The following is a 19,463-nucleotide window of genomic DNA, read 5'->3' as shown; positions in this document are numbered from 1 at the left end:
CTGATCTTCGTTGGATGGTGAACCCTGCCAGCACGTCACCGCAAAGGTGCCGCCGGCAACCGCGTGCCAACTGTGTCATTTCTGCACTAGGCGTTGGTGTAGATCGCAGCTAACTTCGTGGGGCTGCATATCGTTTTAGTTGTGGCGATTCCATAGGCTATTCCGCCCCCGGGGAAAGGATTGCTTGATGAACAGGATATTGATTGCAATGGTTGCTGTGCTCGCCGTTGCCAGCCTGAGCGGCTGCGCGAACGACTGGATCGGCAAAGGAAAGGGTAAGGCTCCGGCACCCGCTCCGGTAGAGCAACCAGTGATTAAGTAAGGACCGGCTTGTATGGGGAAGGGGTGCCAAGCCCTTCCCCATACATACGCAGCCGGGGCTTTGGCCGGCTTCATAGCGGTTGGCGAGCATAGGCCGTTATTAGGTCTGTGCGTTGTGAAGTTCGGGAATGGACGCGGCGATGACGCTTCTAAGTAGCCGTCTCTTGCTTGTGGCGTTGGTGGCCCTCCCGGCAGCGGCATGTCAGACGAAAGACCTGCCGCCCCAGCCGAATTTCGTATCTTATGCCGATGGCGGAGCTGCGCCTCAAAAAAACGACGAGCGGTACTTCATCGAGTTCCGCTCCCGCTACGCCCTAAGCTACGGCCACACCTACGCAGTTTTTGGGCGCCTGGACCGGGCCGGGAGAATGATCGATCCCCAAGTCGCGGGCCTTCACCCGGCTTCGAACAGTGCGGTTCCCTATGTTCTGGGCCATATCGTGCCGGTGCCAGCCGAAACCGGGTGGAGCGACGGTGATCTGGAAGAACCATACAGATCCGCAAGCTGGCAAATCATATTGACCCGGGCCGAATACGACAAAGTCGTTGCCTACATCCGCAAGCTGCAGGCGAGCTCGCATGTCTGGCAGGCGACGGTCTTGAACTGCAACGGCTTCGTGGCGGACATCGCTCATTCCATGGGATATAAGACTCCCGCCATTCAGCTCCGGCCGCAACAATTCATAACCGAGCTTCGGGAGATGAATACATAACCAAGATTCGAGGGATGAATGGGACCGAATGCGATCGGTACTGCCCCTCCGGCTTTCGCGTCTGCGGACTAACTCGGAGAGGATCGCTGCGCCTGAAGGTCGGCCGGTGACGAAATCGAGACGATGGGTGAAGTGGCCATACTCAGGGGCAGCTGCTACAGTCGCGATCGCAGAAAGGGCGCTGGTGACCTGAAGTGAGCATTGCGGCAGCCTCACTTGGCGAGGTCATTTGGGTGATCGGCATCGTTGCTTGGTACGTGATTCGGTATCCCTTCGAGCGCCGGGCAAGGCGCGTGCGAATTGTAACTGGCTACCGCTCACGTTCCGACATCGTCGGGCTTGCATCTGCTCTGTTTGGCCTCGCAATCCTGCCTGCCTTCTATGTTGTCACCGGCATGCCCGCAGCGGCTGACCACCCGGCCAGCGTTTGGGCCGTGGCTCTCGGCACAATCATCTTCTGCTCCGCGCTATGGGTTTTTCGCAGATCCCATAAGGAACTTGGCCGGAACTGGTCGATTACGCTGGAGATTCGCGAACGGCATGAACTCATCTGCGCCGGACCATACGCTTTGGTCCGCCACCCGATGTATACCTCGTTCCTGCTCATGGGCCTCGGCCAGGTCTTTTTGCTGGCGAACTGGATTGCGGGCATATCGGGTTTGATTGGGTTCGCAGTCCTTTTCCTGCTGAGAGTGGACGAGGAAGAGCGTATGATGCTGGAGAATTTCGGCCCGCAATACCGTGCCTATATGGAAAAGACCAAGCGAATAGTCCCTTATCTTTATTAGAGGTACGTTTTATGCGAGGCCGAGCCCTCAAGCTTTCCGCGCCCCGGCGCCTTGTTGGCGATCTGATGAGGTTTTCGATCGGCGTGCCACGGGTCGCGGTGCAGCGTCAGATGAACCTCAGCCCACTCGTAAGGGCTAGAATGGCGCAGCAGACCAGGCCCTCCTGGACCGCGATCTTCCTGAAAGGATATGCGCTTCTTGCCCTAGAGATGCCGGAGCTGCGGCGCGCCTATGTCAAGTTGCCCTGGCCGCAGCTTTATGAGTATCCGGCAAGCGTAGCCTCGATTGCCCACGAGCGCGAATATGATGGCGAGCCGGCCGTTCTGCTGAGCTGCATCAAGTGCCCGGAGCGCTACTCCATCACGGAACTTGAGGGATCCATCCATGCGGCTCGATCACGGCCGATCCTGGAGGTCCCGGAGTTTCGGCGTGCCTTGCGGGTGGCAGGTGCGCCCGCGCCAGTCAGGTGGCTGCTTATGTGGCTAGGGTTGAACATCGCCCGGCAAAGGGCAAATTACTTCGGTACCTTCCAACTGTCGGTCTATTCTGGTCTCGGTGCGGAATCACTCAACCCGCTGACACCACTGACCACGCTTCTGAACTACGGTCCGATCGGCAAAGACGGATCGGTGAATGTCCGCATCCACTACGATCACCGGGTCATGGATGGAGCGAACGTCGCACGAGCACTGGAGAGATTCGAAAAGATCCTGAACGGCACTGTCGCCAATGAAGTGATGCTGCTCGGTCAAGGAGTTTCCGCTCCTGCAAGACAGAGGAACGCGACGTGATTTCGCACTGTGAATACCGGCCAGCTATCGTCGTGATTGGCGGCTCGGGTGGAATTGGCCGGGCGATTGCGAGCGTCGCGGCAAGGGAGCGCGGTGCGGTTGTGCTGGTTGCCCGCTCGCCCGAGGGTTTGGCCGCCGCGGCGTCTGAGGTTAGGGAGGCGGGCGGCGAGGCATTCACGCTCGAGTTGGATCTCGTGGCAGGCGATGCGCCGACGCGCATGGAGGGCTTTCTGTCCACACACGGCCTGGTCTGTGATGTCCTGGTCAACAGCGCCGGCTATGGCCTGCGGGGCGCGACGACGGCGCTGCCTATTGATGATCAACTGGGCATCATCGATCTCAACATACATTCCCTCACAGAACTGACCCTCCATTTTCTGCCGGGAATGGTGGCGCGCCGACGGGGCGGGGTGCTCAATCTCAGTTCCGTGGCCGGGTTCGTTCCCGGGCCTTATATGGCTCTGTACTTCGCCAGCAAAGCTTTCGTGCGCTTCTTCTCAGAGGCGCTTCACCAGGAATTGCGCCGAACCGGTGTGACGGTCACATGCGTTGCACCAGGCCCGGTGTCGACGGAGTTTCTCGCAAGATCAGGCGCCAATCAGACGGCGCTCTTCAACATCTTGCCCAAGGTGGATCCGGAGTATGTGGCCGAACGGGCGTGGCGAGGGTTCAAATCCGGTCGTCGCCTCGTCGTACCGGGAATCTCGGGCAAGTTGGCTGCCCTTGCGGCAGCGCTCCTGCCTTCAGCAGCGCTGCTGCCCCTGGTCGGCCGGCTGCAACGCGGCGGCAATGATCAATGTCCTTGCGGTTCAGGTATGAAGTTCAAGAAATGCTGCGGTACCCGCCAGATTCAGCTACGCCGGGGCCCTCGGGGAATTATCCCCTGAAGGACCAGCACGCCCGCTCGGGTGTAGATCTCCGCTCCCGGTGTCGCCGGATCGATCTCGACGGAAGCGTCGGGATAGAGCGTGGTGGCAAAGGACGAGGTCTTTTTGGCGCGCGCGCCGTCCGGCCCGTAGGAGAGAGAAACGGTGTTGGCGGCCTGGGTGACGGTCTTCAGCCGGTTGGCCTCGTCCCAGGCGAGCGTCCTGGTGCCGTCGGCGGTCATGTTGCCGTTGGCGTCATAGGTGAGCGTCTTGGCGCCGTCCGCGGTCGGGGCGTGCGGACGCGGCGATGTGGCCGAGGGATAGACATAGGTTCCGGCAACACGGGTGCGCGAGGTCAGATTGTCGTTGGCGGCATAGACGAACGTCTCGTCCAGCGTGTTGTTGCCAAGATTGTCGCTCGAAGTCAGCCGATCGGCCTTGTCGTAGCCATAGGTCCAGCTGTCGGAAGCGGTGAGCCCGGTCGTGCCGGTGATGCGGCCGATGAGATCGCGGGCATATAGATCGTCGAGCAGGACTGTTGCGCCCCTGGCCGTGGTGACGCGGGTCAGCCAGCGTCGGGTCAGTGAATAGCTGAAGGAGGTTTTTACGCCGTTCGCATAGGTGATCTCTTTCGTCTGGCCGTCGGCCCCGTAGATGGTCGAGGTGATGAAGCCGGAAGCCGAGAGCAACTTGTTGCCCACGGTATATTGCAGCGGTGCGGCCGCCGTGCCGAAGTCGAGCTGCACCGGCAGGTACTGGGTGCGCAGCGTCTGGCCGGAGGCATCGCGCACGCCGGTCGTGGTGTGCGTCAGCGTGCCGATGGTGACGTCCTGGCGGGCGAGCTTGCCGAAGCCGTCATACTTGTTGCCTTGAGTGGCCGCAGGGTTGGTGGATGTCGTCAGCTGGCCGATGTTGTAGAAGCCGGCCGCTGCCTGGTCGTAGGTGTTTTGGGTCAGCGTCACCGCACTGCCACCGGACGCCGTTGCCGTCTTCAGGGTCAGCCGGTCCATCTGGTCATAGGCGAGAGCGGTGACGGTGCCACGGGCATCCGTCTGGCTGGTCAGACGATTGGCGCCATCATAGATGTACGACCATGAGCCGAGATCCGGATCCGAGGCACTCAGCCGGTTGCCGACCATGTCGTAGCTGTAGGTCCAGGCAGAGCCGCCGGGATCGCTGACCCCGACCAGCCGGCCAAGGACATCGTAGCTGCGGCCCTCCGTCAGATTGAGCCCGCCGAGATCGCGCACGATTTGCACGACATGGCCGCGCGTCGAGGACACGCTCTTCGACTGGCGTGTGGTCGTCGCATTGATCTGGTCGGTCTGGGTGACCGCATAAAGCCGCGGATTGGTGCCGCTGCCGCTGTCGAGGCTGTGGGCAAAGATCGTCTGGCTGGCGTCGGCATAGACGGTCTTCACCGGCCGGTCGTTCCACTCGTAGCTGTTGGTGGACCACTGTGCCGTGTCGCCGACGAACCTTGGGAAGGCGGTGCGCAGGACATTGCTACGCAGATCGTAGTCGGTGTCGGCAATGCGCTTGGCGCCGGCCGCCGTCTCGCCAGGCGTTTCCACCCGATAGACGCGGCCAAGCCCGTCATAATAGGAGCGGACAAAATCCTCGCCCGCCCCATTGGGCAACGGCGTCAGCTTGGCCAGCGCCTGTGTCGCCGGATTGCCCTCGTTCTCGAAGCGCGTCTTGGCATAGGCGCCGGTGATGCTCTGCGAGACCTGGTAGGGCCGGCAGAACGGTAGCCGAACCGGCGACGCTCCTGCGCGATCGCCTTCATCCGCTCGCGAAGCTCGCGGTCGTCCGGCCTGCTGGTCTCGTAGCGAACCGTCATGCGGCAACAGCCGATGGCTTTACACGCCCGCCGTTCGCTCATCCCGAAGCCTTCCTTCAGGCGAGCGACAGCTTTCCGCTTGGCCGCGGGCGTCACCATTTCTTTCCCACAAGATCCTTCAACGCGGCATTGTCGAGCATGGCGTCGGCCAGAAGCCGCTTCAGCCGCGTGTTCTCGTCCTCCAGAGCCTTCAGTCGCCGAGCCTCGGAGATATCCATCCCGCCGAAGCGGGCCTTCCAGTTGTAAATCGAGGCGTCGCTGACCCCGTGCTTGCGGCACAGATCGGCAACCGATACCCCGGCCTCATGTTCCTTCAAAATTCCGATAATCTGCTCTTCAGAGAAGCGGCTACGTTTCATGTCCTGGTCCTCTCGATGGGCCAGAACGAAATTCAAACCGGATTAGATCAGAGGGGCAAGGTCACAAGCTTGAGGCAATGAGGTTGGTGAAGGATCGGGGCGTCGCGGTTACCCACCAGCCCGTGATCTTGATCTCCATGAGAATGTGCTGCGCAAATGGATCCGCGAGACGAGCGTTGATCCGCAGCATGCCTTTCCCGGTCATGGGCAGATGAAGCCGGAGCAGCTCGAGATCGACCGGCTGCGCAAGGAAGTCGCCAAAGTGAAGGCGGAGCGCGACATCCTAAAAAAGGCCGCAGCCTACTTGGCGAGGGAAGTGACATGAGGTTCGCTTTCATCGCGAGGCACCGGGGCATCTGGCCGGTGGCATGGCTGTGCAGTGCGCTGGATGTGTCCCGCTCGGGCTTCCATGCCTGGCTCAACCGCAGCCGTAGCGTTCGCTCCCGGCATGACGAGATCCTCGTTTCCAGGATCGACCGAAGCTTCAAAAGCAGCGACCGCACCTACGGCGCGCGTCGGGTCTGGCACGACGTTCTGGCAGAGGGGCTTTCCTGCGGACTGCATCGCATCGAACGCCTCATGCGGGAGAACGGCCTCCGGGCACGTCCACGCCGGCGCGGACTGCCGAAAGATACCGGCGAGCGAGCCGCCGTGTCGGACAACCTCCTCGATCGCGCCTTCGAGGCATCGGCCCCGAACCAGAAGTGGGTCGCCGACTTCACCTACGTCTGGACTGCGGAAGGATGGATCTACGTTGCCGCCGTCGTCGATCTGTTCTCCCGCCGTGTCGTCGGCTGGGCGATGAAGGCCGAGATGACCGCGCAGCTCGTCACCGACGCTCTCATCATGGCGATCTGGAGGAGAGGCAAGCCCGACAGCCTGTTGCACCACTCCGACCAGGGATCGCAATACACGAGCGAGCAGTTCCAGCGACTGATGGCCGACACGGCATCACCTGTTCAATGAGCCGGTCGGGCAACGTCTGGGACAACGCTGCGATGGAGAGCTTCTTCTCGTCGCTCAAGACCGAGCGCACAGCCCGCAAGGTCTACAGGACGAGAGATGACGCGAGGGCGGATGTGTTCGATTACATCGAGCGCTTCTATAACCCTCGGCGAAGGCACTCGACGCTGGGCTATCTGAGCCCTGTCGAGTTCGAGGAACAAGCTATGCTAGCTTGACCTCGTGTCCGAAAAACCGGCAGCAGGCCACAGGGTCAACGACTAGGCCAAGTTGCAGACCTGGGCTACTCACGCCACCGCCATTCGACTTTGAGAAAGATCAGGTAGACCGGTCGAAACGGCCCGATTTACGAAGCTTCGCAAGCAAGCTCGCTGCCGCGCCGCGGTAGTTGGCAGAGGCTTGCTCTGCCATCGGCAGCGAACTCCACGCGGTTAGTTCGGCCACCAAAAAGTCGTTGTCTGCGTCCACCGGCGCGGATCTAAGTTGTCCGTTTTTATCCATTACGATTGCTACCACGGTCTCGTTCGCGCCGTACCCTATCGCCGCCATCCTCTGAATGCGAGAATCGCCGTCCACGCGAACGTCGAACAAGACAGATCCGCCAGTTTTCTCCGCGATGTCATCCACTCGATCGGAAAACGCCCGATTCATACCGCCTGTGTTGGCGAGTGACTGCTCCAACAAGACCAGTTCAACATACTCCGCCTTCATGCCGTGACTATGGGGGCACAGGCGCAATCGGCAATCCTAGCAGGATCTTTTCACACAGGAATCCCAATGACATCATCCAACGCACCGCGGCGCGAACGCACAGCCGTACCCAATGCCATCTGTACGCCCATATGTGAGCGAGCACCACAGCGTCGCGCGCAACGGTGGAACGTCCTGCCAAGCGATCCTCAGATCGGCAAAATACGTACGTACGTATATTTGCATCAAGGCAATGGTGCCGAAGGGATGAAGCGGCCGGCCACGGAATGGGCTGGGTCAAGCCGGACCTGATCGGCCCTGTGAAGCACCTGCGCGGCGAGGAAGGCCTGCGGCACGCCTAGCAGCGCGTATGGAGGTGTCGTCCTAGTGCGGGCGGTTATTAGGATCGGCCTTGGCTGCACAGATTCAGGCAAGGTTCTGCTGCGCCAGATACATGCGATCGGTATCGGGGACAGCCAACTTGTGCATTGGTGCGGCGAGGAAACGAACGGCTTCAGCCTTTGCCCTTTCTGTCCAGATTGCCGTCAGGTGGCGAGCCGCCTTGCCTTTGCCATAGGCGCACCAGCCTTGACCGCCGCGTCGCTCGAAAGGTGGATCACGAGCGTGGCGCTCCTTTTCGCCCGCGGAGGCGGCGCCTGCCGCCTGGCGGACTTTCCCTGTCATTCGATGATCTTGACAACCTTGTGTGTGTCGGGGTCCACCACTACGGTTCGGTTGTCGATAACGGTGTAACGGTATTTAACGTTGGCAAGTTCATGAAGCTCGACGGTGTCGGGCAGCGTTGAGCCGATGTTGAGCTCCACGCCCGGAAGTTTCACCGATGCCAGCGGCTGCTTTTTCACGTACTCCTTAATGACCGTTTCCTTTTCAGGCTCGATGACCACCTCCTGAGCAACGCGGCCGCAACACCGGCCGGAAGCAGGAGTCCGGCCGCTGCGGTGGCAATGTGTATTCTCATGACTGCCTCCATCCATTCGAGCGGCCTAGAAAACGCCCTGCCGCGCGCGCCTACAGGCCGGATGGCTGCTAAACGCTCGCGAACATGATTGCTCCAACACCCCCCTCCTGGGTTCCTCCACCGGAACAACATGTCTCTCAAGACGTTTTGGTCAATCTCCTTTCATCATCGGCGACGAAGAGATTGAGTCGCCAACTGGCCCCGTCAGCGCGCTCTGGCGGGGCTTTTTTGCAACTGTGGTGGGGAGTAGCTGAGCCAGCTAACGTGTTGGAACTTCGATCAGGCACTTCGCGTTTTCAACTCGCGTTTGAGCGTCCGATGGACGGCCGGCGCGCGCGTCACACCACGCGAAACACAAGGAGAACATCATGATCCGGAAACTTTTGGCGACCACAGCGCTGGCCACGCTGCTGGCAACCGGCGCCTATACCGGAGACAAGCTTGCTGCCGCAACACAGCCTGAAGCCACGCTTGCAGCCCCTGCGGTCGTTCCCGATGGCAACCTAGTGACCAAATTTATCGGCACCGACGTCTACAATGGGACCGCTGACAATGCCGAGAAGATCGGTGACGTCAAGGACATAGTGCTCGCGAAGGATGGAACGGCCAAACTTATCATCATCGGCGTTGGCGGTTTCTTGGGAGTCGGTGAGAAGAACGTCGCCCTTGATTTTGCCAAGGCTCAGTGGGCAGAAAAGAACGGCAGCCGCTGGCTTGTCGTGCCGACGACCAAACAGGAACTAGAGGCGCAGCCCAGCTTCGATGCAACGGCATATGAGACAGCTTCAGCATCGAACGCGACCAAGCAGCCTGCAGCCACTGTTGACAAGACCTCCACCGGGGCCATTGACAGGTCATCGCTGACTGAAATGCCAATAGATAAGATCCGTGCAGAAGATCTGATTGGCACCACGGTTTACGGCGCCGACGACGCAAATGTCGGAAAGATTGGCGACGTCGTTCTGAGCGGCGACAAAAAGGTGGATGCAATAATAGTTGACGTTGGGGGATTTCTCGGCATCGGATCAAAGGAAGTCGCTGTTGGGATGGAGAACCTAAAATTCATGAGCGACAAAAACGGCAACAAGTATCTCTACACCAACTTCACAAAAGACCAGCTTGATGCCCAAATGGCTTACGACAAGGGCACCTATGCCCAGAATCGCGATAAGCAGCGCATGATTCTGAAGTAGCAGGTCCGCTATGCTTAAGAGCCCGGGTTGAGAACCGCTGGGCTCCTTGTTTGCCGGCAATCGCGATGTTCGTGATAGTCTCTCCCAAATTGCCGCGCTATACTTGAGCAAATGCAGTGAAGTTTTTGCCACCTTCTCAGCCTTCCAAATGACGTGCTTCTGTTGATGAAACGGCTGGCTGTCGTACGAGATTAAAAAAGGTCAGAAGGAAAAGTAGCGATGATCAAAAAGCCCCCCAGCCGAAGCCTTGGCACGCGCCAGCTGATCCCGCTGAGGAACCTTTCGATCGAGCGTAATTTCAAGACACGGATCGTTCCCATTCGACCCCTACTCCAATTCGCCCCGCTGGCTTCGCCCGGCGGCTTTTTGCTGCGTCGCCAATAATAATCGTCATGAGTGATCCGCTGTTCGGGAACGTATGGTGTCCATTTGCATTTCCTTTGAACACCAAAGGAGGAAAGTGTGAACTGGGATCAAATCAAGGGAAAATGGATGCAGTTCAAAGGCAAAGCGAAGGAGCAATGGGGTGATCTTACCGACGATGATCTTGATCGCATCGAGGGCAATCGTGACCAACTCGCCGGACGTATTCAGGAGCGATATGGAATTGCCAAGGAAGAGGCAGAGCGCCAGATAGACGACTGGTCCAGACGACTCACCTAGCGCCGGATCTGTATCGATTTCTTGGCCCCAAAAGGCGAATTGCGAGCCGATGGTGAAATATTGCTCGCGCATCACAAGCGCGGAATGTGAGTTACGTGGGGGGCTCGCCCATCTCAGGCGTTGGCGGCAGCCAGCTGATTGAGCTTCGACCCTAATGCCGCGACGCGCGCAGCCTGTCGTACAGCTCGCGCGGCGCGACATCGTATTCTTTTGAAGGCGCGCGAGAAATGCATGCTCGAATTGAAGCCGCTGGCGAAAGCGATCTGATCGCGGAACTTATATCCATATCCTGCGGCGGGCCGATGGTTTCGGGGACACTCACATCGCCGGATGTGGCGACGCAAGTGCCCCGAAGCCCCTCGAAATTGCGATGCAACTCAGGCCACCATTGTCAGCATTTCTATACCGTGATGCTGCATCGCCGCGCCGATCCGGGCGAAGTTGGGCTGCGTCTGCGGCTCGGCCGTGCCGATGTCGCGGAAGAAGACGACCATAGAAGATTCGATTAGCACGAGCATCCGCACGGGGTGGCTGCTGTCGTTCGAGTAATTATGCGGCTCTCTGGCGCCGATACGGGCCTGGATCGTCACCTCGGGCGGGCCACCCGCGGCTTGCGGTGGCGGGCATGAGCGTGGCCCTACTGCTGCCACGTGAGCCGGTTCATGGGTACGTTTGCTTCGGCCAACTTGGCTAGCGCTTGCTCGACTTTCTGCGCCGAGGCGTCCGTGCGCTTGATGTGCCGCACCATTTGCCTCCTCAGTCGCGCGAGCGTTGCGGCGCGATATACGTCGCCGTATCTCGCAGTTTCAAGGTGGAGGGTCGCGAGCCTCATGGGCGACGATTCCAATTATCTAGCAGTAGAATTCGCGTATCCGCCTTTCGTTCCGATGTCCGACCTTACGCTCGCAAAGGGCTGGCCGGAGGGCCGCGACGAATGAGCGTCTGGTCACATGTTGCTGGCGGTCGAATCGGTGGCCGCGATCGATACGCTGGCCTCTGCAACGGCTTGGGCGGAACATCGGCCATCGACGAGCGGATCGGCTTCAAAAGGACCGGCATGGGAGCTTGGCGATTGCGCAGCGGAGATCTTGGCAACGAAGTCGCGTATTTCCATGGGTACACTTCCCGAGCAGCTTCCCGTAGTCACGATAGCACCGCCGCGTCACTTGGCAGCTGCAAATGAGGATCCGCCCGCCACTCCTCGATTTGGCGGGCGGATCCTATCAGCGCAGGAAGGGACTTTAGCTGCGCAGATACTATTTCTGGGGACTGTTTGGAGCATCATTTCTGGCTAAAGACCATCAACTCGCGACTATTCCAATCACCAAGAAGGTGATGGAGATGGCGAAAACCGGTGCAAGCAGCCAGCGAGCTTCGTGAACACTGTTCTCCATAGGCTCTCCTCCCTTAAAGGACCGTAATGAGTACGAACAGACGCAGTTCCGGGCGGCGGCGTATGCGGGGGCCATTGCGCGCAGCAACTCAGACTAAGGTCCTACGCGCGGCAGACCGAAGGCTCAGTTCGGAACGTCTGCGGAAGCTGCAGGTTTGGGGGAGCTTTGGCGCAATTGTTCCGCGCTCACGACCCTACAAGGAGATAGCTATGAGAATGCATCTTTCCACCGCAGCGGCGGCATTTCTGCTGCTGGCCGGTGTCGGTGCCGCCGCCGCCCAGGACGTGGTCATTGACCCGCAGCAGGAAACCGTCATCAAGGAATATGTGAAAAAGCAGCCGCTCGCTTCGGTGAAAGTCCCTGGGGTAGAGCTGAATGTCGGCTCGACGCTCCCGGACAGCGTCGAGCTTCATGAAGTCCCCAACGTCAAATATCGCTACGTCGTCGTCGACAACCGGACTGTTGTCGTTGACCCGGGCACACGTAAAATCGTGAAGGTCATCCAGTAACCTGAACGTCTGAGAAGACCGCCCGCCGTGCCGAAGGGTGCGGCGGGAAGCCAAGCATGAGCTCTCCAGAATGCGAGGCGCTGCAATGTCCCTCTCTCCCAGTCTATCCTTCGTCGGTCTGACTTTCCAATGCCCGCATTGCAACTTCGCCGTCGTCAGGAACGGCAGCTGGTTTCAGGTCGTTTCCCATTACAAATGCGAGGGATGCGGACGCGAGGTCCGGATTACGTATCCTGATAAGATTGGCATCTTCCAGAAGCACGCGCACTTGGCCATGCCCCCGCCGGGAGCGAGGTAGATTTGCAGGCCCGAAAGTGAGTTCGAACTGCTGGGCGTCGAGTGCGAGCGGGCAATGCGGCATTCGCCTGAGATCGGCACGCGGAGGGCTACATCAGAGCAATGAAGACCACCGGTGCGAAGATCAGGAAGATCGCCATTACTATGGTCACGGTAATGGCAAGGCGCTCGGTTCGCCTGACGAGGGGAGAGACCTCCTCGTCGCTCGACGAAATGAGATCAACCACCGAGAAATTTGTTGGGTCAGGAGTTTGATTGTCATTTGCGGGTCGGCTTGCGACCTCATCTACGTCCTGTCTGCTCTGGATAAGGGTCGGCGCAAATATGTCGGTTCGGCTTTCATCAATTCGAGCCGGGCGATCCGCGAGCGGCTATGGAAGCGGGTCCAGGAGCATGCCGGGTCGCCGCCAAAGGGGATGAAGCGGTCAGCGACGCAATAGGTCAAGCCGCGGATCAAAGCCCGCGTGAAGCATTTCAGGGGCGAGGAAGATCTTCGGCACGCCTCGCTGCAGGATTTTTGGGATGAAGACTAGAACGCCCTTTGTGTCTCGAAGGCGCGACAACGCAAAGTTCACCGGCCCGGCCAAGCGCGACTATTTGACAAGCGCGCAAATGGCGTATGCTGTCAGCGTCCAAGCTGTTGGAGACGTAGTCGCTACATGCGCTTGTGCTACCCACCCTGGAGCTGGGGAAGTAACCGGCAAGCTCCTAGAAATCAGAGCATTTGAATTTGACGCGCTGGCACCGCCACCTATGACGACTTTTGGCTTGGGACACCAAGCCTGTGCGGATTTGTCTGGGCTTGTATCACTCGCGCTTGCATACTGGGTGATTTCCCAACCGCCGACGCCGTCCTTCCCCGCTGGACCCTCAGCCCCCATTGCACCTTTAGATCCCTGCTTGCCGGGAAGACCTTGTGGACCGATAGGCCCTGAGGGGCCTGGGGGGCCTGCAGTTGTGCAACCTGCAAGGACCGCGACGCATGCTAGAGTGGTAGTAATTCTCATGACCACCTCCCCGGTTTCCCGGTGAGCCTGACGACAAAAAACATTCACCAAATCAAACCAAATGTACCACCACGCGATTGTCGTGGATAGGAACGCGATCGGCGGCTAACGGAACGTCGCATATGCGCCGTGACTACGGGCAGCCAGGAATCGTGGCGTAAGTGTTGACGCGCCTTCCTTGCGGCCTCTTTCAAGGTTATCGGGTCATCGTCCAGAAGGCTTTCGCGGGAGCGCGTCATGGCCTACGCTTTCGCCGTGCATCTAGGCGGGCCTGGAAATCGCTTGCGTCGATAAACAATCGAGGCAAACGTGGTGACGGCAATTTGGCGGCGGATGTCGTTCTCGCCTGCCTAAATGCTTCGATGTCTCCGGGTTCATACCGCCGCGTTTCCCGCTTCCCACCGAGTCCGACGTTCACATACGGGATCTCGCCAGCGACTGTCAGCGCCCGCAGGTGCTTCTCCGATATGCACAGATCCCGTGCAGCTTCAGCAGGGGATAGGAGCGCGTCGGTCATAGGCGGATATCGTCTTTAACCGCTACCTGGTTCTGGTCCCGCGAAGCCAGATATTCCGCGAGTGTGTCGAACTCCTCCGGTGCAGTCCCCACAGTCGAAGGGGCGCCACCAGGGACCAGCCGCACGGTAACGCCGCCAATAATCACCTCGGCGATAAAGCCGGCCTTCGCAGCTCCCTTGCATATAGCCGTCACTTGACGGGCAGAGACAGCAAGCTCGCGGGTCATCTGGTTTCGTCCCAGCTAGGCTCGGTATTCATTCGCCCATATTTCTGTACATCTTCCGCTCTTACCTAAAGAGCCGCAATTGGTAGCTCTCTATGCTTGGGCTTCGGCGCCCTCCAGGCCGAGTTCGACAGGATCGGGGACCGTCGTCGCGAAGATATCGAAATAATTTCGCCGTTTCGCGGGCGATGCTTTTCGACTTTCTGAGAAACCGTCTCCTTGAGGCGCTCAGCGCTAGGTTTTAGGCTTTCTTCGGCAACCTTAATCCGCGCGTCGAGAGCCGCTACGTCCACTGTCGCCTCCGTTTGGTTTCCAGATCCGCCATTCGACGCCGCTTTAGCGCGTTTCGCAGGCTGGCTTGTAATTCACGATGCGAGTTACGGGCTCCTTTGTTGCTGGTGCCGCTTTCATGGTCGCAGCGACGGCCGGCATCACCGCGGCGCCGTTGAATGGTGATGACATTCCCTTTTCGGAATCAGCCATACCTGTAGTTGGGGCACCGGCATCTTCGGCGGGCTGGCCAGCCCGGTTGTAATCGTCGGTCAAAGCCGGAACCGGCTGTACCGGGAGATATTCGATAGGTGGCACATCCGGCATGTGAGCCTGCGAAAAGGCTTCCTCGGACTTGAATGGCTGCGTCTCGAAAAAGCGCAGCTTGTCGCCGAAGATCGGGCGCTGGCCTTCAACAAGCGGTACCATCTTTCTCTCCGGCATCTGCCGGATCTCCTGCGGCATCATCAGGTCACGCTCGCGAATCTGTTCGACCTTCGTGCGGCTTGGCAGGCCGAAGAGCTCGATCGTGCGGGATTCCGACTGGTAGCGGATGGTCCGTTTGCCGAGCGCACGGGATGCATGGTCGGCGGTCGCCTGATCATTCGCGCCTAGAATGAGCAGATAACCACAATTGCCGAGCAGCGAATGCCGGGAGGTTTCGCCGTAAATCTCGTCGAGATTCTTCAAGTCCTGGATGATGATGGCGAGTTTGATGTTATAGCCTGCCACATAGGGCAGCTTGGTCATGATTTCATCCATCTTCTTCAACTGCCGAAACTCGTCGAGCAGGAAGTAGACCGGCAGTGAGTTCGGATCGTGCTCGAGGGTAAGAATGTCCATTGTCTGTTGCACGAACAGCGTCAGGAGCGGCTTGAGCAGCGTGATATCCGTGATGTTGGGCGCGAGGTAGACAGAGATCGGCCGACGCTTCATCGCACGGAGATCCATGTCGGTGACGTTCGTCGCAGCGACGACACGCTCGTTCTTGAATGGCCGCATCGCCTTCTGAATATCGAGCAAGGCCGAAGCGGCGGCGCGCTCGGAAAGGGCCAGATAAGCGTTGAAGCTTTCCAACGTGAATTTGGACAGGTACGGCTCTTTTGCCTTGATGAATTTCATCAACGCCTGCAGGTCGACGCCGCTGTTGAAGAACGAGTTGACCTCCCCGAGATTGCGCCGGCCGTTGTAAAACGGGCTTTCCAGCACATAGCTGATAGCGCCTGCCATGACCTGTTGAGCGGTCGCCTGCCACACCGAGTTTTCGGATTCAGTGTTTTCGGGAACGAGAATGCTCGCCGTGTTCTGGATATCGGTCGTGCGATTTTCACGTTCCTGGCGAGTGAAGTCGAGAGGGTTGTAGCGGTTCGTCCGCTCCGCGCCTGGCGCGAAAAGGAAGACCTGGCTGCTGTTGCGCCGGCGACAGCCGGCCGTCGCTTTGAAAACCTCTCCCTTGAGGTCGGTAACGATCATCGACCCTTCATGCATGAGAGCAGATGGTGACGAGCATCCTTGGTGCGCAGGATTTTGCGGCCGATACGGCCAAAGATATGACCGGACTTGCGAAACCACTTGCCGCGGCGCAGAGCAGCGATGTCCTGAAAGGCCGCGTCACCGAGCGGGCTGGTTTGCGTCCGAAGGCCGACGTAAGCGACGAGGCCGCCGGCGAGAAGCGCGGGTACATCCGAGCCGATCGCGACCTTCTGTAGAGCAGGATTACCCGCAAAGTGCCAAAATTGCTGGATCGGAACGAATGGATTCGTTGTGATCGTCGTTTCCAGGATCCGGCCGTCTTTGTAGAAGAGTTGCAGACCGAGGCCATAGCCGAGCATCCATACGGCGAATGCAACACCGAGGCAGAAGATCAGGAAGACGGCCTGGTATCCCTTGCTCATGATTCGTGCCGCGCGAAAAAAATCTCTGAAACGCCGCGCTTGCCGCCCTCACGGCGCAACTGAATGACGATCGGGATCACCATCTGGATATACGACGTGAGGTCCTGCTTGGTGAAACCGGCCGACATACCGGCCTGCTGCATCATCATTGCCAACTGCTCATACGCCCCTAGAGGCGTGTCGGCATGGACCGTCGACATCGAGCCCGGATGGCCGATGTTGATGGCGCGCAGGAAGGAAAATGCTTCCGCGCCGCGAATCTCACCAACGAACAGCCGATCCGGCCGCATGCGTAGTGACGCCTCGAGCAAGTGCAGGATCGTCACGTCGGCGGCACCCTGGTCGCCTTTCGACGCGATGAGATGCAGCTTGTTCGGCTGCGGAGGAAAGAGCTCTCTGGTGTCTTCGAGGGTCAGAATACGTTCGTGCAGGTCAACGCTCTTCAGGCACGCATTGAGAAATGTGGTCTTGCCAGACGATGTGTGCCGCCACTGATGGGGATCGAAACACGTTTGGTGATCGCGTGTGGATGAACTCCTAGATGGCGTTCGAGCGGAGATAGCCGATCAGCTCGCGATCGGTGTCGCTTAGTCCTCCGACGGCCACCGAGACCTTTTGAAGCGAACCGTTGTCGCGATATTCTTCCAGCGTAAAATTGTTCACGACCTGCTTGCGGATGGAACTGGCCCCGCCTTCCGGCGCGGCAGGCGGAAGAACGACATGGATGCGCTCGCTGGTTGGCAAAGCTGCGCTCAGGATCGGCCTATTCCGGCTGATGAACTGCTCAGTTGCGCCGGCAACGCGCTCGCCGATGTTTTGGATTTCTTCAGCAGTCAGAGCATCGACCTTGTGAAACTCCATGTGATCGGACCCAAGCCGTTCGACATAGACGTGGCCCGGCTTGTTGATCGAGATTTCAACGACAGCCGGGTCATCCAGGAAATCGACCGGGAACAGGGGATCGGAAAATCCGGAAATCCCCGCCTGCGATCGACGCTGCTGGAAATAGCGTGGTCTGGTTGCGGCACCAGCCCGCCTCGGCGCTCAGCCGCTGGTTCAACGAGCGAGTTGCCCAGAATGGCGGAGGCTTCAAGAAGGTGATGATTACCGCGCTGGCCCGCAAGCCGGTCGTGGCTTTGTGGAAATACGTCCGCGCCGGCGTGGTGATCGAAGGAGCCTTTGTGAGACCATGACGATCTGACCGCATTCCAGGGCCTGATCGGCCCCGCCGGAACCAGGTGGACGACCGCATTGCGGCATGGCTTTGAACCCGTCATCGAGACTGGTCTCGTCCTCCTGAGCCCTTGCCGCCGCAGGCGGGATTATGGTGCAGCCGCTCGAGCGGCGACCGGATGTGAGGTTGATACGTGCAAACGCGCGGATCAGGAAACGGGCTCAGACCTCAGGTTCATGTGCGGTTGGGATCGCGCTGCTTGTGCCGAATGCATGGGCTGAAGGGCCGATGGCTAGCATCGTTCTCGTGGGACTAATGCTGAATCCTCCCTATACGGCCTCTCTTCTGGCTGGTCTGGCGCCGGTCCGGCCTTGGCCTGCAACGGCTTCGCCGACCTTCTTCCGCTGCGGCTTTGCCGCACCCCTCGCGGGACAACAAGCTCGGCTGCCGCCGTCCTTCGCTCACGCTGCGGTCCACAGGATGCAGTCGGCCCGATCGTCGCCTCACGACCGCTATCGAGAGCGCACAGGGCGGCTTCGGCAACCAGTCAGGAGAACGACAATGGCTACCATCGGCAACTTCCAGCAATCGGACAACAACGAGTTCAGCGGCGAGATCGTCACCCTCTCCCTCCAGGCCAAGAAGGTCCGTATCGTACCGATACGCGCGCCAGCGGCGAAAACGCTCCCAGCCACCGGGTCTTCGTCGGCCGCATCGAAATCGGGGCCGCCTGGTCCAAGCAGTCCAACGAGGGTCGCAGCTACCTGGGTCTCAAGCTCGACGACCCGAGCTTCACCGCTCCGATCTACGCCAACCTCGTCGAGGGCGAGGACGGCCTGGGCTACAGCCTCATCTGGTCACGACCGAACCGTCGCAACGGCGACTGAGCAGCCTTGACAGGACGTTTCGCGCCGAGCGGGGCGTCCTCCAGAAACGACCACTCAGCAGCTCAGAGCCACAGCTTGACGAGCGGCCCCTCATGTGAGGCCGCGATGGGCGCGGCCCGAGAAAACAGAGGAACACCACAATGGCGACGATCGGCACATTCTCCCGCACCGCGAACGGCTTCTCCGGCTCGGTCAAAACCCTGAACCTCAACGTCAAGGTGGTGACGTTCGCCCCGGCCGAAGGCGACAATGAAAAAGGTCCGGACTTCCGCATCTTCGCCGGCGCCATCGAGTTCGGGGCGGCATGGAAGAAGACCTCGCGCGAGGGCCGCGGCTATCACTCGGTCAAGCTCGACGATCCGAGCTTCCCGGCTCCGATCTATGCAAGCCTGTTTGAGACCGACACCGACGGCGAGTTCTCGCTGATCTGGTCTCGCCGCACCGCAGAGTGATCCGACTAAACACGAAGCCCCGCCGCAAGGCGGGGCTTCTCCATGTCAGGTACGCCACTGCATGGACCCCTTATCAGGTGCAGCACGCTATACTTTGACGGGTGCCTTGCGCGCCTTCTTCACCGGCGACTTGACTGCCGTTGCGGCTGGTGTCGCTGCTGCCGCGCGAGCAGATCGTTTTGGTTTTTCTGCCGCAGCTATTTCTGGCGCTGCCGCCTTGCGTCCCAGGCCTGTTGATTTCGCCAGGGCCGAGCGGGTGGCTGCGTAATTCGGCGCCACCATCGGATAGTCGGAGGGCAGGTTCCATTTCTGCCGGTATTCGTCCGGACTCAGATTGTAATGCGTTCCGATATGCCGCTTCAAGGATTTGAACTTTTTCCCGTCTTCCAGGCAGATGATGAAATCAGGTGACACTGACTTCTTGATCGACACCGCCGGCTCCAGTTTGGCTGCGGTCGGAGCCACAGGTGTACCGACCCCTTGCAAAGCGACATAGACATCCTCGATCAGCTTCGGCAACTCGCCGACCGGCAGCGGATTGTTCGAAACGTAGGCGGAAACGATGTCGGCGGTGATTGATATGAGATCAGCCTGCTTGTTTTGCTCGCGGGCAACGGTCATTAAGTTTCCTCTTGTCTAAGGGGTGCATTGAAAAACGGATAATCTGT

Annotated in this window: 18 protein-coding genes and 7 pseudogenes; 12 read left to right on the top strand and 13 right to left on the bottom strand. The window is 59.4% G+C overall.

The window, feature by feature from the left end; translation table 11 throughout:
- Window positions 1-187 precede the first annotated feature (187 nt).
- The 5 genes from NKI39_RS15680 (at window position 188) to NKI39_RS15660 (ending at window position 3,500) form a co-directional block, all read left to right on the top strand.
- Complete coding sequence (locus NKI39_RS15680) at window positions 188-322, top strand: ABC transporter (protein ID WP_352503875.1); 135 nt, start codon at window positions 188-190, stop codon at window positions 320-322.
- Between the two features lie 139 nt (window positions 323-461).
- Window positions 462-1,034 (top strand): hypothetical protein, encoded by a 573-nt coding sequence (locus NKI39_RS15675; protein ID WP_352503882.1) that lies wholly within the window; start codon window positions 462-464, stop codon window positions 1,032-1,034.
- A 200-nt stretch (window positions 1,035-1,234) separates the two neighbouring features.
- The gene (locus NKI39_RS15670) at window positions 1,235-1,822 is read left to right on the top strand and encodes a protein-S-isoprenylcysteine O-methyltransferase (RefSeq protein WP_352503881.1); all 588 of its coding nucleotides are present in this window, start codon (window positions 1,235-1,237) and stop codon (window positions 1,820-1,822) included.
- Between the two features lie 11 nt (window positions 1,823-1,833).
- Window positions 1,834-2,613 carry a hypothetical protein gene (locus NKI39_RS15665; RefSeq protein WP_352539231.1) on the top strand — a complete coding sequence of 260 codons (780 nt, stop codon included), beginning with the start codon at window positions 1,834-1,836 and terminating at the stop codon, window positions 2,611-2,613.
- Window positions 2,613-3,500 (top strand): SDR family NAD(P)-dependent oxidoreductase, encoded by an 888-nt coding sequence (locus NKI39_RS15660; protein ID WP_502893803.1) that lies wholly within the window; start codon window positions 2,613-2,615, stop codon window positions 3,498-3,500. Before NKI39_RS15665 ends, NKI39_RS15660 begins: the two co-directional genes overlap by 1 nt.
- On the opposite strand, the gene NKI39_RS15655 is transcribed toward NKI39_RS15660, so the two are convergent.
- A complete protein-coding gene (locus NKI39_RS15655) occupies window positions 3,464-5,329 on the bottom strand; it encodes an RHS repeat domain-containing protein (RefSeq protein ID WP_502898574.1) in 1,866 nt (621 codons plus the stop codon). The genes NKI39_RS15660 and NKI39_RS15655 overlap by 37 nt on opposite strands.
- Window positions 5,227-5,681, bottom strand: a pseudogene (locus tag NKI39_RS15650) (transposase); the annotation flags it as partial. The gene NKI39_RS15655 and the pseudogene NKI39_RS15650, both read right to left, overlap by 103 nt.
- A gap of 77 nt (window positions 5,682-5,758) precedes the next feature.
- Here NKI39_RS15650 and NKI39_RS15645 point away from each other — a divergent pair.
- Window positions 5,759-6,862, top strand: a pseudogene (locus NKI39_RS15645) (IS3 family transposase).
- Between the two features lie 100 nt (window positions 6,863-6,962).
- Here the strand turns inward: NKI39_RS15645 and NKI39_RS15640 are convergent.
- The 3 genes and pseudogenes from NKI39_RS15640 to NKI39_RS15630 form a co-directional block, all read right to left on the bottom strand.
- A complete protein-coding gene (locus tag NKI39_RS15640) occupies window positions 6,963-7,355 on the bottom strand; it encodes a hypothetical protein (protein WP_502898573.1) in 393 nt (130 codons plus the stop codon).
- A gap of 405 nt (window positions 7,356-7,760) precedes the next feature.
- Window positions 7,761-8,018: a hypothetical protein gene (locus NKI39_RS15635; RefSeq protein ID WP_352832766.1), complete on the bottom strand. Its 258-nt coding sequence runs from the start codon at window positions 8,016-8,018 to the stop codon at window positions 7,761-7,763.
- Window positions 8,015-8,313, bottom strand: a pseudogene (locus NKI39_RS15630) (DUF1236 domain-containing protein). The gene NKI39_RS15635 and the pseudogene NKI39_RS15630 overlap by 4 nt, the downstream one beginning before the upstream one ends.
- Before the next feature lie 368 nt (window positions 8,314-8,681).
- On the opposite strand from NKI39_RS15630, the gene NKI39_RS15625 reads away from it, so the two are divergent.
- The gene (locus tag NKI39_RS15625; RefSeq protein ID WP_352832764.1) at window positions 8,682-9,506 is read left to right on the top strand and encodes a PRC-barrel domain-containing protein; all 825 of its coding nucleotides are present in this window, start codon (window positions 8,682-8,684) and stop codon (window positions 9,504-9,506) included.
- A gap of 462 nt (window positions 9,507-9,968) precedes the next feature.
- A complete protein-coding gene (locus tag NKI39_RS15620; RefSeq protein WP_352643912.1) occupies window positions 9,969-10,169 on the top strand; it encodes a CsbD family protein in 201 nt (66 codons plus the stop codon).
- A gap of 377 nt (window positions 10,170-10,546) precedes the next feature.
- Here NKI39_RS15620 and NKI39_RS15615 read toward each other — a convergent pair whose 3' ends face one another.
- Both NKI39_RS15615 and NKI39_RS15610 read right to left on the bottom strand, forming a co-directional pair.
- Window positions 10,547-10,759: a hypothetical protein gene (locus tag NKI39_RS15615; protein ID WP_352832761.1), complete on the bottom strand. Its 213-nt coding sequence runs from the start codon at window positions 10,757-10,759 to the stop codon at window positions 10,547-10,549.
- Between the two features lie 356 nt (window positions 10,760-11,115).
- The gene (locus tag NKI39_RS15610) at window positions 11,116-11,283 is read right to left on the bottom strand and encodes a hypothetical protein (RefSeq protein ID WP_352832759.1); all 168 of its coding nucleotides are present in this window, start codon (window positions 11,281-11,283) and stop codon (window positions 11,116-11,118) included.
- Window positions 11,284-11,772: 489 nt separating this feature from the next.
- Between NKI39_RS15610 and NKI39_RS15605 the strand changes: the two genes are divergently transcribed.
- Window positions 11,773-12,072 carry a DUF1236 domain-containing protein gene (locus NKI39_RS15605; RefSeq protein ID WP_352832757.1) on the top strand — a complete coding sequence of 100 codons (300 nt, stop codon included), beginning with the start codon at window positions 11,773-11,775 and terminating at the stop codon, window positions 12,070-12,072.
- A 386-nt stretch (window positions 12,073-12,458) separates the two neighbouring features.
- Here NKI39_RS15605 and NKI39_RS15600 read toward each other — a convergent pair whose 3' ends face one another.
- From NKI39_RS15600 to virB11, 5 genes and pseudogenes are all read right to left on the bottom strand, one after another.
- On the bottom strand, window positions 12,459-12,596 hold the full coding sequence (locus tag NKI39_RS15600; protein ID WP_352832755.1) for a hypothetical protein: 138 nt from the start codon (window positions 12,594-12,596) through the stop codon (window positions 12,459-12,461).
- 1,015 nt (window positions 12,597-13,611) lie between these two features.
- A complete protein-coding gene (locus tag NKI39_RS15595) occupies window positions 13,612-13,893 on the bottom strand; it encodes a helix-turn-helix domain-containing protein (RefSeq protein ID WP_352832753.1) in 282 nt (93 codons plus the stop codon).
- Window positions 13,890-14,120, bottom strand: a complete 231-nt coding sequence (locus NKI39_RS15590) for a hypothetical protein (RefSeq protein WP_352832750.1) — start codon at window positions 14,118-14,120, stop codon at window positions 13,890-13,892. Before NKI39_RS15590 ends, NKI39_RS15595 begins: the two co-directional genes overlap by 4 nt.
- A gap of 90 nt (window positions 14,121-14,210) precedes the next feature.
- A pseudogene (locus NKI39_RS15585) lies at window positions 14,211-16,282 on the bottom strand (type IV secretory system conjugative DNA transfer family protein).
- Window positions 16,279-17,260: pseudogene (virB11, locus tag NKI39_RS15580) on the bottom strand (P-type DNA transfer ATPase VirB11). The pseudogenes NKI39_RS15585 and virB11 overlap by 4 nt, the downstream one beginning before the upstream one ends.
- On the opposite strand from virB11, the pseudogene NKI39_RS15575 reads away from it, so the two are divergent.
- The 3 genes and pseudogenes from NKI39_RS15575 to NKI39_RS15565 form a co-directional block, all read left to right on the top strand.
- A pseudogene (locus NKI39_RS15575) lies at window positions 17,225-17,475 on the top strand (transposase); the annotation flags it as partial. The pseudogenes virB11 and NKI39_RS15575 overlap by 36 nt on opposite strands.
- A 542-nt stretch (window positions 17,476-18,017) precedes the next feature.
- A pseudogene (locus NKI39_RS15570) lies at window positions 18,018-18,343 on the top strand (DUF736 domain-containing protein).
- Window positions 18,344-18,483: 140 nt separating this feature from the next.
- The gene (locus tag NKI39_RS15565; RefSeq protein ID WP_352832747.1) at window positions 18,484-18,795 is read left to right on the top strand and encodes a DUF736 domain-containing protein; all 312 of its coding nucleotides are present in this window, start codon (window positions 18,484-18,486) and stop codon (window positions 18,793-18,795) included.
- Between the two features lie 87 nt (window positions 18,796-18,882).
- Here the strand turns inward: NKI39_RS15565 and NKI39_RS15560 are convergent, their stop codons facing one another.
- Window positions 18,883-19,416: a Ros/MucR family transcriptional regulator gene (locus tag NKI39_RS15560; protein WP_352832746.1), complete on the bottom strand. Its 534-nt coding sequence runs from the start codon at window positions 19,414-19,416 to the stop codon at window positions 18,883-18,885.
- Between the last annotated feature and the right edge of the window lie 47 nt (window positions 19,417-19,463).

The sequence above is a fragment of the Mesorhizobium sp. M0664 genome (assembly GCF_040320565.1).
Lineage (GTDB): Bacteria > Pseudomonadota > Alphaproteobacteria > Rhizobiales > Rhizobiaceae > Mesorhizobium.
This window is presented reverse-complemented; position numbering and strand designations above follow the sequence as displayed.

Bases quoted from the DNA above. Each gene is read 5' to 3' on its own strand.
- NKI39_RS15680 (WP_352503875.1), top strand. From the start codon at position 188: ATGAACAGGATATTGATTGCAATGGTTGCTGTGCTCGCCGTTGCCAGC.
- NKI39_RS15675 (WP_352503882.1), top strand. From the start codon at position 462: ATGACGCTTCTAAGTAGCCGTCTCTTGCTTGTGGCGTTGGTGGCCCTC.
- NKI39_RS15665 (WP_352539231.1), top strand. From the start codon at position 1,834: ATGCGAGGCCGAGCCCTCAAGCTTTCCGCGCCCCGGCGCCTTGTTGGC.
- NKI39_RS15640 (WP_502898573.1), bottom strand. From the start codon at position 7,355: ATGAAGGCGGAGTATGTTGAACTGGTCTTGTTGGAGCAGTCACTCGCC.
- NKI39_RS15635 (WP_352832766.1), bottom strand. From the start codon at position 8,018: ATGACAGGGAAAGTCCGCCAGGCGGCAGGCGCCGCCTCCGCGGGCGAA.
- NKI39_RS15625 (WP_352832764.1), top strand. From the start codon at position 8,682: ATGATCCGGAAACTTTTGGCGACCACAGCGCTGGCCACGCTGCTGGCA.
- NKI39_RS15610 (WP_352832759.1), bottom strand. From the start codon at position 11,283: ATGGAAATACGCGACTTCGTTGCCAAGATCTCCGCTGCGCAATCGCCA.
- NKI39_RS15605 (WP_352832757.1), top strand. From the start codon at position 11,773: ATGAGAATGCATCTTTCCACCGCAGCGGCGGCATTTCTGCTGCTGGCC.
- NKI39_RS15595 (WP_352832753.1), bottom strand. From the start codon at position 13,893: ATGACCGACGCGCTCCTATCCCCTGCTGAAGCTGCACGGGATCTGTGC.
- NKI39_RS15590 (WP_352832750.1), bottom strand. From the start codon at position 14,120: ATGACCCGCGAGCTTGCTGTCTCTGCCCGTCAAGTGACGGCTATATGC.
- NKI39_RS15565 (WP_352832747.1), top strand. From the start codon at position 18,484: ATGGCGACGATCGGCACATTCTCCCGCACCGCGAACGGCTTCTCCGGC.
- NKI39_RS15560 (WP_352832746.1), bottom strand. From the start codon at position 19,416: ATGACCGTTGCCCGCGAGCAAAACAAGCAGGCTGATCTCATATCAATC.